Source organism: Hymenobacter gummosus (assembly GCF_003970915.1).
GTDB classification, from domain to species: Bacteria; Bacteroidota; Bacteroidia; order Cytophagales; family Hymenobacteraceae; genus Solirubrum; species Solirubrum gummosum.
Genome location: NZ_RXOF01000004.1, coordinates 109,278 through 124,561 on the forward strand (window position 1 = coordinate 109,278; position 15,284 = coordinate 124,561).

General features: G+C 61.3%; 13 protein-coding genes. 3 read left to right on the forward strand and 10 right to left on the reverse strand.

Features of this window, described 5'->3' with window-relative positions; translation table 11 throughout:
- Positions 1 to 132: 132 nt before the first annotated feature.
- The 6 genes from nadE to EJV47_RS08560 all read right to left on the reverse strand — a co-directional run bounded on the left by nadE (position 133) and on the right by EJV47_RS08560 (position 8,070).
- On the reverse strand, positions 133 to 2,109 hold the full coding sequence (gene nadE, locus EJV47_RS08535) for an NAD(+) synthase (protein WP_126692737.1): 1,977 nt from the start codon (positions 2,107 to 2,109) through the stop codon (positions 133 to 135).
- Positions 2,110 to 2,273: 164 nt separating this feature from the next.
- Positions 2,274 to 4,580, reverse strand: a complete 2,307-nt coding sequence (locus EJV47_RS08540; protein WP_126692738.1) for a T9SS type A sorting domain-containing protein — start codon at positions 4,578 to 4,580, stop codon at positions 2,274 to 2,276.
- Positions 4,581 to 4,613: 33 nt separating this feature from the next.
- Complete coding sequence (locus tag EJV47_RS08545; RefSeq protein ID WP_126692739.1) at positions 4,614 to 5,375, reverse strand: hypothetical protein; 762 nt, start codon at positions 5,373 to 5,375, stop codon at positions 4,614 to 4,616.
- 202 nt (positions 5,376 to 5,577) lie between these two features.
- Positions 5,578 to 6,324, reverse strand: a complete 747-nt coding sequence (gene rnc, locus EJV47_RS08550) for a ribonuclease III (protein ID WP_126692740.1) — start codon at positions 6,322 to 6,324, stop codon at positions 5,578 to 5,580.
- Between the two features lie 165 nt (positions 6,325 to 6,489).
- Complete coding sequence (gene fabF / locus EJV47_RS08555) at positions 6,490 to 7,740, reverse strand: beta-ketoacyl-ACP synthase II (RefSeq protein WP_126692741.1); 1,251 nt, start codon at positions 7,738 to 7,740, stop codon at positions 6,490 to 6,492.
- A 93-nt stretch (positions 7,741 to 7,833) separates the two neighbouring features.
- Complete coding sequence (locus EJV47_RS08560; RefSeq protein WP_059067513.1) at positions 7,834 to 8,070, reverse strand: acyl carrier protein; 237 nt, start codon at positions 8,068 to 8,070, stop codon at positions 7,834 to 7,836.
- Positions 8,071 to 8,223: 153 nt separating this feature from the next.
- Between EJV47_RS08560 and EJV47_RS08565 the strand changes: the two genes are divergently transcribed.
- Together EJV47_RS08565 and pyk are read left to right on the forward strand one after the other, a co-directional pair.
- A complete protein-coding gene (locus EJV47_RS08565) occupies positions 8,224 to 8,652 on the forward strand; it encodes an IPExxxVDY family protein (RefSeq protein WP_126692742.1) in 429 nt (142 codons plus the stop codon).
- A 317-nt stretch (positions 8,653 to 8,969) separates the two neighbouring features.
- The gene (gene pyk / locus EJV47_RS08570) at positions 8,970 to 10,409 is read left to right on the forward strand and encodes a pyruvate kinase (RefSeq protein WP_126692743.1); all 1,440 of its coding nucleotides are present in this window, start codon (positions 8,970 to 8,972) and stop codon (positions 10,407 to 10,409) included.
- A gap of 73 nt (positions 10,410 to 10,482) precedes the next feature.
- Here pyk and EJV47_RS08575 read toward each other — a convergent pair whose 3' ends face one another.
- The 4 genes from EJV47_RS08575 to EJV47_RS08590 all read right to left on the reverse strand — a co-directional run bounded on the left by EJV47_RS08575 (position 10,483) and on the right by EJV47_RS08590 (position 13,980).
- A complete protein-coding gene (locus EJV47_RS08575) occupies positions 10,483 to 11,967 on the reverse strand; it encodes a T9SS type A sorting domain-containing protein (RefSeq protein ID WP_126692744.1) in 1,485 nt (494 codons plus the stop codon).
- 131 nt (positions 11,968 to 12,098) lie between these two features.
- A complete protein-coding gene (gene rpsT, locus EJV47_RS08580) occupies positions 12,099 to 12,356 on the reverse strand; it encodes a 30S ribosomal protein S20 (RefSeq protein WP_126692745.1) in 258 nt (85 codons plus the stop codon).
- A 135-nt stretch (positions 12,357 to 12,491) separates the two neighbouring features.
- Entirely contained in the window at positions 12,492 to 13,121 is a 630-nt protein-coding gene (locus tag EJV47_RS08585) for a DUF4142 domain-containing protein (protein ID WP_126692746.1), read from the reverse strand.
- Positions 13,122 to 13,227: 106 nt separating this feature from the next.
- Entirely contained in the window at positions 13,228 to 13,980 is a 753-nt protein-coding gene (locus EJV47_RS08590; protein ID WP_126692747.1) for a DUF4142 domain-containing protein, read from the reverse strand.
- Between the two features lie 272 nt (positions 13,981 to 14,252).
- Here EJV47_RS08590 and EJV47_RS08595 point away from each other — a divergent pair, with 272 nt between their 5' ends.
- Entirely contained in the window at positions 14,253 to 15,236 is a 984-nt protein-coding gene (locus EJV47_RS08595; protein WP_126692748.1) for a YheT family hydrolase, read from the forward strand.
- The last annotated feature ends 48 nt before the right edge of the window (positions 15,237 to 15,284 follow it).

Here is a 15,284-nt window from a genome sequence, read left to right on the forward strand (position 1 = left end):
TTAGGCCGCATCCGGCCCGAAAACTTGCGGCACCCATCCAGACTATTTTATAAACAGCTGAAGCTCAAAGCAAAAAATTTGCTCTGAGCTTCAGCTGTTCGACAGGCCAGCCGGCGCGGTACCGGGCAGCCGTTACAGCGCCCCCAGCTCGGCCGCGAAGCCCCCGCTGAGGATGGGGAAGCGCAGCCAGGAGCGCGGGTCAAGGTTGTAGTCGTCGAGGTGGAAGGAGGGGGCGTACCGCTCGCGCTTCCACTGGTTGCGGCTCCAGAGCGAGTAGAAGCGCCGCACGTACACTTTCAGCTGCTCCACGTCGGCGTCTTCCAGCTCACCTTCCAGCCGGGCCAGCACCTGCTGGGGGCTCAGCCGCTCGTAGAAGGCCAGCCGCTCGATGCGGTTGAGCAGCGGGTAGGGCATCAGGTCCCGCTCGTCGGTCTGCTTGTCTTCCAGAGGCCGCAGCTCGGCCGTGGGCTGCAGGTTGTTGACGCGGTGCAGGCCGGGGTAGTTCAGCTCCGTCTCGGCCCACACCAGCCACTGCTTCACGAAGGCCTTATCGACGCCGGCAATGGGCGAGATGGAGCCGGCCGTGTCGCCGTCCATGGTGCAGTAGCCCACGGCGGCCTCGGAGCGGTTGGAAGTGGTGATGAGCAGGCAGTTGAGCACGTTGGCCAGCATCCAGATGCTGGGGGCGCGCACCCGGGCCTGAATATTCTGTAGCGTAAGGTCGTCGGTTTTCCAACTCAGCTCCCGCCCCAGCGCGTGCTCGATTTTGCCGGTGTAGCCCTTCACCTCCTGGTCGATGTCCCAGCTGAAAAACACCGCGCCAGTATCGTCAGCCAGCTCCTTGGCCGAGAGGTAGGTGTCGTCGGAGGAGTTGACGGTGCCCTGGTAGGCGCAGGTGAGCAGGCGGCGCGTGAGCTGCTGGTTGAGGGTGCGGTTTTCGTTGCCGGTGGTTTGCACGCCCGGGTGCGAGGCGCCCTGTACGCGGCCGGCGTCGGTTTCCTTGGGCCGCTCCTGCACCGGCCCGCCGGGCAGCTGCCGGTATTCCACGGCGAAGCGGATTTCGTTCTCGGTGTAGGCGCCGGCCTTGCGCATGAAGCCCTCCACGCCCAGCTCGGCCACGCCCAGGCGCACCAGTTCGGCCACGCCCACGGCGCACATGCAGGAGTCGGCTCCGCCGCTCAGGCTCAGCACGAAGCCCTTGCTGCGGGCCTTGCGCAGGTAGTCGAACAAAGCCAGGCTCAGCGCCTGGTTCAGCTCCCGGTACTCATCCGGGGTGGGCAGCGGGGTTATGTCCTGCTTCACGGCCGGCTCGGTGGCGAAATCCACGTCGGCAAACTCCAGGTCCACATCCTTGTAGCTCAGCAGCTGGTTGCGCTTGAGCAGCTCCCCGTTGCGGGCAATGAGGATTTCGCCGTCGTAGGTGATGCGGCCGGCTTCGTTGCCGAGCAGGTTGGCGTAGAGGTAGGTCACCTGGTAGTCGCGGGAGGCCTTGAGCACCAGCTGGTAGCGCACATCGGTCTTGCTCATGGCGAAGTGCGAGGCCGAGGGGTTCACGATGAGCTGCACCCCGCGCTCCTTGAGGCGGCCGGCGGGCCGGTCCTGGGCCGGGCGCCAGGCATCCTCGCAGATTTCAAAGCCGAACGTCACGCCCTGGTGCTCAAAGGTCAGGTCGCCGATGGTGAACGTCTCGCCCCCGAAGTCGAAGGTTTCGATGGTACCAGCCCGCCAGGAGGTGAAAAAGCGCGGCTCGTAGTGCACCCCGTCGTTGGCCAGCCACTGCTTGGCCGCGAAGCCCAGGATTTCCCGGTTGCGGATGACGCAGGCGGTATTGTAGGTGCGGCCCTGCAGGCGCACGGGCAGGCCCACGCACACCACCATATTGGGGTCGGTGCAGCACTGGCGCACCGTCTGCAGGTGCTGCAGGGCGGTTTCGCTCAGCCAGTCGTGCAGAAACAGGTCCTCGCAGCCGTAGCCCGTCAGGCACAGCTCGGGCAGGCAGAGCAGCTCCACCTGGGCATCCTTGGCCTGCTCAATGGCCTCGCGGATGGTGCGCAGGTTGTTGTCCCAATCAATCGGAGTCTGGTTCAGGGCGGCGCCGGCAAGTCGCATAAGCTAGGGGCAGGGTGGTTGGAGTTGGTCCTGCAAGTAACTCGAAATGGCGGAGTCGGGTTGTGCCCGCCAACAATACAGCCGCCCCACCCGAGGCAGGACGGCTGCATTGTTGACGGGTGCGGCACGGTGCACCAGCGCAGCCCGTGCTCAGTTCCGCGCCCTTACCGGGTTATGGCCAGTTTCACGCTGCTCCGGCCTTGTCCGGTTTCCAGGACGCAATTATATAGCCCGGCCGGCAACTTGCTCACGTCCAGCGTCTGCGTGTATTCCCCGCTGGCTTGCTCCGGCTTTTCCATTACGGTTTGCACCGCATGGCCGAGCCCATCCAGCACGTACAGCTTCACCGACGTACTGCTTTGCAGCTGGTAGCTGATGCGTACCGACTCGCTGGCCGGGTTGGGGAAGCAGGCTAGCACGGGCGCGGTCTGGGCCGCGGGAGCAGCCGCCGGCTGGCCCAGTGTCGGCCGCGTTACGGCTACTGGGTTATAGGTCTTCGCGTCCGAGCAAAACTCCTTGATTTGGGCGGCGGTCTGCGCCGGCACGTTCCGGCAGTTGTTGCCCACCAACACCGGCAAGGGCAGCGGAATAGCAGTGGCCTTGTAGTGGTATTTGCCCTGGCTCGGGGTTTGATTGGCATCCATCTCCTGCCGGAACTTGAGGTTGCCCGGGTCGTTGCCGGAGCGTGCCACGTCAGCATGGTAGGTAGCCAGATAAATCACATCCTGGTCGCCCGCCTGCGCATCCTGCCGTTTGAACACGGCCCGGACTTTCAGGTAGATTTTGGCATCCTTCGCCGGCATGGTGTAGGTAGCCGGCGACATCATCGTCAGACTGGTTTCCGTCACGCAGCCCGCCGGCAAGAAGACGGTACGCACCCGCTTATCCGTTTCCTGCTCGTAGCCCATCTTCTTCAGCCGTTCGGCTTCGTCGGCGTAGGGCGAAGGGTCGGTGAACGAAGCAGCCACGGGCACGCCCCAGCCAGCCTCGCTGCCGTCGGCCACCAGGGCAAACGACAATTCTTTCAAGACAAGCCGGGCCGCCGGATTGATGGCGAATTTCAGGTCCCTGGAAAGCTTGTACTGCTTAAGCCAGTAGTCGTACACGCCGACGTGCGAAAAGTTATATTCCGCCGGACAGCTGGAGCCGCCGTACTCGTCGTACGTCGGTACGCAGTTCGGGTCATAGTCCGGGTTCGGGTATTCGTAGCCCAGGTACGGCTGGCTGTAGTCGCGGGCGTACTGCACGTATTCCACCTTGGGCGTTTCCAGCAGCGCAAACAGCCCCAGTACGTTGTCGTAGGCAGGCACGGCCGCCGTACCCACCTGCTGGGAGCCCGGGGTCTTCACAATCCGGTCCCCCCGTGGGATATCTAGTCTTAGTTCTCCGGTAGCACTGCCGGTAATTTTGTGGGTCAGGTTAGCCTCAAAAGCTGCTACTCCACTGGCATCCTTGGCGGTACGGCGCCCACCGCCGGTAAGAAAATCCAGAACGCCCATCAGGCCGCCCAGATACGGGATGGTTTGGCCTACCTGCATCAAGTTGCTGAACAGTTGGGCTTCCTGTTTTTGCTTGGTGGACAAACCATTGGTAGCCGACAAAAAATCAGCAATGCCGTTGATGCCTGTTTGGAAACCGGAATAATCTTTATAGCCGCTTACCCCTGACGTTACTAATCCATCCACCCACCTAAGCGCTGATGAGCGAATGCCGGCATCAACCCCGTTAGGTGCTTGTTTTATTATTTGCCGTGCGTAACTGGTTCCATTAAGTACGACTTCCAAATTGGCATTAGTGGTTTGAATGAGTGAAAAGGTGAAACGTAAGCGCGAGGCAAACAAGCACGTACAAGGATCATAAGCCACAGGAAAGTCAGCAAACAGCCAATAATCTGCCTCGTTTGTATAACGATTTGGTGTAGTCATGGACATCGATTTTGAGAATCGGTCCGTGGCATTGATAATCGGCGAAGCGTGAGCAAGCAACGCGGACTGATTTGTTGATGTTCTATCAAACTCCATCGTTACCGCAGCACCATTGTTTGTGCCACTAATCGGGTCCACAACCAGATAAAATACGCGTACAGTGGCGCTGTAACGATTATATAAAGCAAAGAACGGATTACTGACACCAGTAGCCGGAAAATTTACACCAGTTCCAAAATCCTTTACCAATAACTCCCAACCGTCTATTGGACCATTGTCTTTGTTTACCGGATTCTGAAAATGGAATATATTCTGATTCTGTCCGGTTGAGAATGGATTATGAAATGGAGACGCTATTACCGTGGGGGCAGGTCTATTTTTGATATAGACATCGTTATAAAATTGCGTAGTCCAGTTCCATGTATTAGAGCTTTGAGAATTATTCCATTCTGTAGTAACTGTTCGTATTTGGTCGACGCAATACTGTTGCGCTTGGACGAAGCCGGAACATAGCAGTGCCAGCAGCAATGTATACAATTGCTTCATGGGTGAAAAAACGAAAATGGTTGTGTAAATTATCTACTGCACCTTTGTGCCAACGAACGTATCATGAAGCCTGGGGCTCGTACTGAGTGGCTTCGTGGGGTCATTGTATTCATAGTCGAATCGTAATACATTTCTGCTATTCCAATCTAATTCGGCCCATCCCCTTAATGCTCCTGCTCCGTACTCTGGCGAGAATACTTGACTGAAAGCATGTAGACCCATGGAACCTAAAATAAATTCGTTGCGCAAATCATAACGGCAACCCTGCGGCAAGTTCAGGATAGCGTTTTCCTCAATCGTTACCCGAAAACGGTTGGTTGGATTTGACAGGTTATAGCCTTCATATACCCCGATAACAGGCACCCGGTCCCGGTCTACCACCACTAACGCTTTCTGCTGCACGTCCACGCCGGAGTCGTTAGGGAAGCAGCCGGTAGTAGGCTTCTTGCGCACCGTCAGCCGAATATTCACCGCTCCCACAGCCTGCGGGAATCTTAATTCAATCTGACGGCCGCGGCGCGGGTTGGCCTCCGATCCTATTTGCCACTCATACGAATCGGCAGTGCTGTCCTCAGCCGTGAGGAAGATGGGAATCATACCCGTGGCCCCGATGGTGTCGACGCGAAACCGACGAGTACGGCCTGGTATTGCCTGCAAACTTATTTCCTCCTCCATCCGGAAGGCGGCCGAGGTAGGATGCTGCTTGGCGCAGGGGTCGGGGTCTTTGCCGCAACCGGCCAGCAGTAGAATCAGGCCGGCACCAAGGGTGTTCCAAAAAGGGGCAGTACGTTTCATAGCAGACCAGAAAGTGAATCAGACAACCGCGTCATCCGGCAGTGCATAGCCCAGCCACTTGCCAGAATAGGCAAGCAGCGCCGAATGACAACAATAGGTGTGGGTAGTAAAGGGGCGTAGCGGCTCCTGCGCAAGCGCATTAGCCGCCGCTAATATACAGTCCGAAGTAACAAATCCTAATGCAGTCAGAATATTCTCTGCCTCAGACGCCCAGCGCCGCCAACGCCCGCTCGGCCGCCTGCTGCTCGGCCTGCTTCTTCGACAGGCCCATGCCCGTGGCCACCGCCTCCTCGTCAATCAGCACCGTGGCCGAAAACTCCATCACGCCGCCGCTGCGCTGCTCCCCGTTCAGCTCGTAGCGCACCGCTTTGCCGTGCCGCTGCGCCCACTCAATGAGCTTGCTCTTGAAGTTGGCCGTGGTCGAGGTCAGCGCTTTTACGTCCACGTAGGGCCGGATGAGCCGCTTGAGCACGAACTGCCGGGCCTGCTCGTAGCCGTGGTCGAGGTAGATGGCGCCCACCAGGGCCTCCAGCGCGTTGCCGTTGACGGAGCGCGAGCGGGCCGAGCGGCTCTGGCCGGGGTCCAGCTGCACCAGCGCGTCGAGGCCCAGTTTCAGGGCCAGCTGGTTCATGCTTTCCCGGTTCACGATGCGCGAACGGATTTCCGTCAGAAAGCCCTCCGGCTCGTAGGGGTACTTCAAGAACAGGTACTCGGCCACCACCGCGCCCAGCACGGCGTCGCCCAGGAACTCCAGTCGCTCGTTCGAGAGGTGCCGCGTCTGGCCCTGCTGCCGCACCAGCGAGGCGTGCGTAAAGGCCAGCCGGTACAGGCGCACGTTGCCGGGCGTGCGGCCCGTAATGGCGGCAATGGCCTGCCGAAACTGCCGGTCGCGCCCAATCAGGCGACGAAAGAATCCGAACACCGGCAAACGACCACTGCGGTAAGGCATAAGAGGATGATTAGGGCAAGCAAAACAGAACGTCATGCCGGGCGCAGCCGAGGCATCTCACGGGCTGATGTCTGATAGAATATTCTATCTGACGAAGCGCTAGAGATGCTTCGCGGGGCTCAGCATGACGTCCTGATGGTAGCAACGGGCCGGCGGCCCGCGTGGTTAGTCGCGCACTTTGCCGAACACCACCGAAGTGTTGTGTCCGCCGAAGCCGAAGGTGTTGCTGATGGCAATGTTCACCTCGCGCTCCTGGGCCTGGTTGAACGTGAAGTTCAGCCGCGAGTCCAGCTCCGGGTCGTCGGTGAAGTGGTTGATGGTCGGCGGCACCAGGTTGTGCTGAATGGCCAGGATGCTGGCCAGGGCCTCAATGGCACCGGCACCGCCCAGCAGGTGGCCGGTCATCGACTTGGTGGAGCTGATGTTGAGCTTGTAGGCGTCCTCGCCGAACACCTTCTGAATGGCCTTCACCTCGGCCCCGTCGCCCAGCGGGGTGCTGGTGCCGTGGGTGTTGATGTAGTCCACGTCCGAGGGCTTGATGCCCGCGTCGCGCAGCGCGTTCTGCATCACCAGCACTACGCCGTTGCCGTCGGGGTCCGGGGCGGTGATGTGGTAGGCGTCCGACGACAGACCGCCGCCGAGCAGCTCGGCGTAAATCTTGGCGCCGCGGGCCTTGGCGTGCTCGTACTCTTCCAGGATCAGCGCACCGGCGCCCTCACCCAGCACGAACCCGTCGCGCTCCTTGTCGTAGGGGCGCGAGGCCAGCTCGGGCGCATCGTTCCGCTCGCTCATGGCCTTGATGGCGTTGAAGCCGCCCACACCCGCTTCGGTAATAGCCGCCTCCGAGCCGCCCGTCACCACCACGTCGGCCATGTTCAGGCGGATGTAGTTGAAGGCGGCAATAATGGAGTCCGACGACGAAGCGCAGGCCGAGGTCGTGACGAAGTTCGGGCCGCGGAAGCCGTGCTTGATGCTGATGTTGCCCGACGAGGAGTCGGCAATCATCTTCGGAATGAAGAAGGGGTTGAAGCGCGGGGTACCGTCGCCCCGGCCGAAGGCAATGCACTCCTCCTGGAAGGTGCGCAGCCCGCCGATGCCCGAGCCCCAGATAACGCCCACGCGGTCCTTATCCACGCCCTCCGCAAGGCCGGCGTCGGCAATGGCCTGGTCGCTGGCAATGATGGCGAACTGGGTGAACAGGTCCATCTTGCGGCCTTCCTTGCGTTCGAAGTAGTCGTCGGGATTGTAGCCCTTCACTTCGCAGGCAAAGCGGGTTTTGAATTTGCTGGCGTCGAACCGCGTGATGGGGGCGGCCCCACTCACGCCGCGCGACAAACCGTCCCAATATTCGGCAACCGTCTTGCCGAGCGGGGTAATGGCTCCGAGACCAGTAACAACAACTCTCCGTAGCGCCATAAAAGAGGAGCGAAGGGGGAAAAAACGGGGAAAAGAAAACGGCCGGCACGAGCCGGCCGGCAAAGCGGTGCTGCTTTAGCTAGTAAAGGTGCCTTATTTGGCGTGCTCTTCGAGGTAAGCAATAGCCTGGCCCACGGTGCCGATGTTCTCAGCCTGGTCGTCGGGGATGCTCACGTTGAACTCCTTTTCGAACTCCATGATGAGCTCTACCGTGTCCAGCGAGTCAGCGCCGAGGTCGTTGGTGAAGCTGGCCTCCGGGGTAACTTCCGACGGCTCTACGCCCAGCTTGTCAACGATGATGCTTTTTACTTTTTCTGCGATTTCAGACATTTCCGTGGGGTTTAAAGAAAACTCGGGCACAAATAACACCATCTTCCTCAACATTATCAAACCGGGCCGTAGCAATTGCCCCCAGCTGGGCGCTGGTTTCGCCCCCGCAAGTGCGTAGTTTTACGCCCGTTGGACCTGATTCCGTGCTGCGCTATGAAAACCCTGACCCTCGACTGCGACTACGATTGTGACTTCGACCTGTTCGGCGTGGTGTCGTCGAGCCGGGACCATAAGCTGGCCTGGACGCTGAACCGGGCGCTGCGCCTGCGCCTGGTGAAGCAGCAGGACCTCATTTACGATTTGCTCACCCGCGGCCGGCTGGTTATCAGCAACTACCTGCACGCCACCGAAACGGCCACGCTGCGCCTGCTGCGCAACCGCTCGGTGGACCCTTCGGTGCTCAAAAAACCGTTTCTGGCCCCCGATATCAAGGAGTACGACTACCTGATTCAGGTGCAGAACGGCACCGGCCCGCTGGATGCCGACGAGCTACTCACCCAGCTGTCGGCCCTGCCGGAGGTGCAGTACGCCTGCCGCTTCGACCCCAATACGCTTAAGTTCAAAGAAAACTTGCTCTTTTAGGGCCGCAAACCCGCCGTGCTCCCCCACGGCGGGCCTCGCCGAAGGACCTTAGTACGCCCGAACGACGCTCCCACCGTCATTCCGAGTGCTGCCGGGGCCTCCCCTCCTGCCATTACTTCCCGGCCCCGTCCGCTACCCGCGCGGATTTTGGGGCCAGGCAAGCAGCGGCGTGCGGGAAGCCCGGCCGTGCTCCGCATGATGGCTGACCAGCGCCGTTCCAGCGTAGTAAGGTCCTTCGGCTGCGCCTCGGCTTTTGCCATAAAAAAACTCCGCAACTAATTTCGTTGCCCTGCTCCGCTGAACAACCCCATCAATACATGGAAAATCGACCCACTTTCAACAAAACCAAGATTGTCGCCACCGTCGGGCCGGCTTCCAACACCTACGACAAGCTGGGCATGCTCATCCGCGAAGGCGTGGACGTGTTTCGCCTGAATTTCTCCCACGGCTCCCACGAAGACCACCTGTCGGTGATTAACCTGGTGCGCCGCCTCAACAAGGACCTGCGCACCCACGTGGGCCTCTTGCAGGATTTGCAGGGCCCCAAAATCCGCCTCGGCGAAGTGGAGGGCGGCTCGTTTGAAATCAAAGCCGGCGAGCAGCTGCTGCTGGTGTGCGGCGAGAAGGAAGTGAGCGTGCCCGGCCGCCTGAGCACCATCTACCTGGGCCTGGCCCGCGACGTGAAGCCCGGCGACATGATTCTCATCGACGACGGCAAAATCGAGCTGCGCGTGCTCAGCACCGACCGCGAAAAGGAAGTGCAGTGCGAAGTCATCTACGGCGGGCTGGTAAAGCCGCGCAAGGGCATCAACCTCCCCGACTCGGACGTGTCGGCCCCGTCGATGACCGAAAAGGACATTGAGGACCTGAAGTTCGGCCTGGAAAACGACGTGGACTGGATTGCCCTCTCGTTTGCCCGCCGCGGCGAGGACATCCGCTTTATCAAGCAGATCATCGCCGAAAGCGGCAAGCAGGCCAAGGTGGTGGCCAAGATTGAGACGCCGGAAGGTCTCAAGAACCTCGACGAAATTATTGCCCTCACGGACGCCGTGATGGTGGCCCGCGGCGACCTGGGCGTGGAGGTGAAGATGGAAGAGGTGCCGATGGCCCAGAAGATGATCATCGAGAAGTGCAACAAGGTCGGCAAGCCGGTGATTGTGGCCACGCAGATGATGGAAAGCATGATTACGGCCCCGCGCCCGACGCGCGCTGAAACCTCGGACGTGGCCAACGCCGTGCTCGACGGCGCCGACGCGGTGATGCTGTCGGCCGAAACCGCCGTGGGCGCCTACCCCGCCGAGGTTATCCGCTCCATGGTGGGCACCATCCTGAGCGTGGAGACGCGCCGCGACTCGCTGTACTACCGCTGGTCGCCCATCACGCCGGAGTCGCCCACGTTTATGGTCGACAGCGTGCTGTCGGCGGCCTGCCACATGGCCAAGAACACGGCAGCCAAGGCCATTACCGGCATGACGCACCGCGGCTACACGGCTTTCCAGATTGCCAAGTACCGCCCCAAGGCCAGCATCTTCATCTTCACCGACAACCGCAACTTGCTCACGACGCTGAGCCTTATCTGGGGCGTGCGCGGCTTCTACTACGACCGGATGGTAAGCACCGACGGCACGGTGGCTGATATCAAGTACATTCTAACGACCACCGGCCACCTCGACAAAGGCGACATTTTCATTAACACGGCCTCCATGCCCATCGGCGAGAAGGGCAAGACCAACATGATCAAGGTGAGCGTGGCGTAATACGGCCTCGTTGCTCTGAAAGCAAAAAGCCCGCTCTGCTTCGGCAGGGCGGGCTTTTGTGTAGGAGTCGTAGTTATTCTACGTGCTGCAGGCGCAGGACCAGCGGGCGGCTGCCGGGCTGGTGCACCTGCACCACGTACAGACCCGCCGGTAGTTGCGCCAGTGGCAAGGTAGCCGTGGTCTGGCCGCGGTCTAGGGCTTGCCGGCCGACCACGCGGCCGGTCGCGTCGAGCAGGGTAAGCTGCGTGCCGGCCGGCGCAGGCACCAGCAGCCGCAACGTCGCTTCGTCGGTGGCTGGGTTGGGGAATAGCTGGAAACGGGCGGCAGCCTGGACGGCGCGGGTGGGCAGCAGCGTGCTGAAGGGCGTGCGCGTGCCGCAGGTCTGGTAAGTGCCGTTGGGCTGCACTTTGCGGAAATAAATCAGATGGAAGAAGTCAAATATATCCTCGCCTATTCCCGGTGCGTAAGCTTGCGTCTGATAGCCATAATCCACGCCTGGGGTATAGACTCTTCCCCGGCCAGCAACCATCAGGTAACGCATCTGCCGGCCTTGGGCGCAGGGCAAAGCGCTGGTCGTCAGGGGCAGCGCCACCAGGGGCTCTCCCGGAAAGCCAGCGGGCCTGGCAACCAGCGCATATTCCAACGTGAGCAGGCGTAGCTTGCTGTGCTGCTGCTGCCAGGAGCGACTTGGCTGCCATTGCCCGCCGTTCAGGGCCACGGCAATGCGCCCGACTGGGTAGTTAGAATACGCGTCGCCGGCGGGCCCGCAGCCAGGCGCCCCGCTGCGGTGCGTTACCGACTGCTGCATGTAGGTGTAAATCAGGCTGTCGGCCGTTTGCTGGCGACTGATGATGCGCCGGAGCAAATGAGTGCTGGGGCACCCAAAGGAGCTCATAAAGTTTTCGTAGTAGTAGCCAAACTCATCGCCCACCTGGAAGTCGAATACCCGGGTCGGGGCGTACATCGATTGCTCGAAAGCAACGGGGGCCTGCTCAATGCGCAGGGTCTGACTACCCGAACCGCCCTGTAGCCACTTGGGCGCCTGAATCAGGCCGTTACGGCGGCTGAGCTGCAGGCTGCGCCCGTCGCTGATGGTAAAGAGGGCCACCGAATCGGGCTGGCCGGCAATGGTTTGCACGGTTTTGCTGCTCAGCGTCACGGTGACGGCGGAACCTGCTGCGGCCGGCCACGAACTACCGGGCGGGGCGTAGGGCTTGAGCAGCAGCGCGCCGCCCGGCTGGCTTCCCTCGGCTTCAGTCACCAGCTCGTACTCGCGGCGGGTTGGGCGCACCAGCAGGCGGGCCCCGAAGAAGCTGTTGGCGGTGCGGGTGTATTGTTCGTAGGGGTGCTGGCGCAGAATACGGTTAAACGTGTACACCGAGTCGTTGGCCGGCGTGACGTAGGCCGAATCGAGCCGCAGGGTAAAGACGGTGTCGCCGACGCTGGTGCGGAAGCTGTGGATGGTGCCCGGGCGGAAAAGCGCCCAGTGCTGCGCCTGGGCAGCCGAAAAACTCATCAGGGCGCCGCCAAGGGCCAGGATACGGTACAGTTGTTTCATTGCAGTAGAACAAATAGATGCGGCTAAATATAGACGGTTTGCTGGTTCGGAGCCGTGGCGCAAAAGCACAAAAGCCCCGCGCTGGGTAGCGCGGGGCCTTGGTCAAGAACTCGACGGAAACAACCAGCTGCTTAGGCAGCCAGCGTGTTTACGTATTTGGCCAGGCTGGACTTGTTGTTGGCAGCCTTGTTCTTGTGGATGATGTTCTTTTTGGCGAGGCGGTCCAGCATCGACGATACTTTCTTCAGCAGCTCTTGAGCCTCCGAAGCGTCGGTGGTAGCGCGCAGCTTCTTAACGGCCGTGCGGGTCGATTTGTGCTGGTAACGGTTCAACACGCGCTTGGCTTCGTTCGAGCGGATGCGCTTCAGAGCCGACTTATGATTTGCCATGTGAAAAGCGGAAAAACAGAGGTTCTGTCGAGGTTCTAGTCAATTGGGTTGGCAAAGGTAGAAATCCGCGCCGACAATAGCAAACCGGCTGACGAATAATTGCCTGCTGCCCCAATGACCATTCCCCAACCAGAGCTAGTCAACCTGCTTTTCCAGGGTGTTGGCCTGCTCCAGGTGGCCGCGCAGCGTGGGCAGGGTGCGAGTGGCAAAATCCTGCACGGTGGGCGTTTCCGCCTTCTTGCTCTTGGCCTCGAACATGACGATGTCCAGCTTGTGGGCCGTTTCCATCACGTCCATGTACCGCTCGTCGAAGGCTCGGCCGGTTTTGTTTTTGAGCCGGTCAATCAGCTCCTGGTGCATGGGCATAATGGCCACGGAGGGCCGCACGTCGAGCTGGGCGGCGAGGCTGCTCAGCTCCTGCCCGGCCTGGGTGTGGTGGTCGGCCATCATCTGCCCGTACTGGCGCACGGCATCGGTGCTGGCCTGCTGGGCGGCCAGCTGGCCCAGCTGCACTTCGAGCTGGTTGCTGCTGGCGGCCGTCAGCAGAAACTCCGCGTCGGAGAACTGCTGCAGGGCCTCGGCCGTGGTGGGCGGCATGGCGGCCGGCGTACCGGGGTCGTAAGCACCAAGTACCTCCGAGCTGCCCGGCGGCCGGTTCTGCGCGGCTTCGGCGCGGGCGGCGGAGGCTTGTTCGGTTTCGGGGTTGGTGCTGGTGCAGGCCCCCAGCAGCGCGGCGGCCAGGAACAAGAGCGGGACTCGTCTCATGGTGTTGGTGGTTGTGGTAAGCGGAGTAAGTGCATACGCCGTTTCAACGGCCCTAGTTGACGAGCTTCCGCCTCATTCCAACCACCTTGCCCGCTCGTCGGAGAGCTTAGTCGACCTTTTTCTCCAGCTCGTCGGCCATCTTGCCGTGCGAGCGGAGCATGGGCAGGCTCTTGGTGGCAAAGGACTGCACGGCCGGCGTCTGCGCGCCGCGGCTCTTGACCTCGAACATGGCTACGTCCAGCTTGTGCGCGGTTTCCATGGCGTCCATGTAGGCCTCGTCGAAATCCTTGCCCGATTTGTTCATCACCTTGTCCATCATGGCCTGATGCACGGGCATCAGGGTGGTGGGCATGCTGATGCTCAAGGGCGTGGCCACGGCTTGCCAGTCCTGCGAGGCCCGCCCGTGGTGCTGCACCATCATCTGCCCGAAGCTTTTCACGTCGGCGTTGGTTGATTTCTGCGCGGCCAGCTGGCCCATCTGAATTTCCAGCATGTTGCTGCTGGCGGCCGTCAGCATAAAGGTCGGGTCGTCCATGGTGGCGAAGGTGCCCGCAAACGCGTTGATGTCGCTGGCGGCGGCCAAGCTGCTGCCGCTCATCGAGCCGCTGCCGCCCGCGCTGCCCGTATTCACGTCGGTGCCGGTGTTGGTGCCGCTGCCGACGATGCTGCCCCCGGAGCCGCCGCTGATGGTGGGGCTGCTGGCATTGGTGCCCGAGCTGGCGGCGTTGGAAGGCGAAGCATCGGTGATGGTGCTGCCCGAGGTGCTGGCACCGGTGGTGCCGGCGGGAGTGGATGAGCTGCTGCAGGCGCCCAGCAGCGCGCAGCCCGCTACGAACAGATAGAGGGAAGTAGCTTTCATGGTGTCCGGTGCGTTAGGTTGAACAACAGCTACTGAATACGACAAAACCCCGCCCTGTGTTGGATAAATACAACTCGACAGTATTATTTTAATATCATTATAATCTCCTTCCGGCTCCGGTACAAACGCAGCTAGCTGGCAACTTTGCTGCTTTGCGCGCGGTTTTACCAGCAGAGCTGGCTTAGTTGCCGGCTGGCAGATAGTATGCATGCCGAAAGAATTGCCTATCTTCCAGAAGCATTTACGCCCTTCGCCCCAGCTTACCCGCCGCCATGCCGCTCGTTGCCGACTCCCGCTACCGGCCGCCTTTTTACCTCTTCAACGGCCACCTGCAAACCATTGTGCCCAGCCTGCTGCGCGAAGTACCCGAGGTGCACTACCAGCGCCAGCGCGTGGAAACGCCCGACGGCGACTTTCTGGACCTCGACTGGGCCCGCACCGAGCACGTCACCGATACGCTGGGCATCATCTCGCACGGGCTGGAAGGCGACGCCGGCCGCCCCTACGTGCGTGGTATGGCCCGGGCCCTGAACAAGGCGGGCCTCGACGCGCTGGCCTGGAACTACCGCAGCTGCAGCGGCGAGCCGAACCGCCTGCTGCGCGCCTATCACCTCGGCGACACCGAGGACTTGCACTTCGTGGTGCAGCAGGCTCTGGCCACCGGCCGCTACCGCCGCGTGTTCCTGACGGGCTTCTCGGCCGGGGGCAACATGACGCTCAAGTACCTCGGCGAGGATGCCCAGCGCGTGCCCCGGGAAGTAGAGCGCGCCGCCGTGTTTTCGGTGCCGACGGACCTTAAGGCCGGCTCCGAGCACATTTCGCGACTGGAAAACCGCATTTACCTGAACCGCTTCCTCAAGACGCTGCGCGCCAAAATCCGCCAGAAAGCCGAAATGCTGCCCGGGCAGCTCAGCCTCGACGGGCTGGAGCAGCTCAGCGACTTTCCGCAGTTCGACAACCGCTACACGGCCCCGCTGCATGGCTTTCAGTCGGCCGACGAATACTACGAGCGCAGCTCCTCCGGCCGCTACCTCGACGGCATCCGCATCCCGACGCTGCTGGTCAACGCCCAGAACGACCCGTTTCTGCCGCCGGCCTGCTTTCCGCGGGCCGCGGCCGAGCGCAGCCCCTACGTGTTCCTGGAAACGCCGGAGGAAGGCGGCCACGTGGGCTTCGCCGAGGGTCTGCCCTCCGATGGGCAATACTACTCGGAGCGGCGGGCGGTGGAGTTCCTGACGGCCCCGGTGCCGGCCTGACACCGGACAGGGAACTAATGCCGTCATCCTGAGCAAAGCGAAGGACCT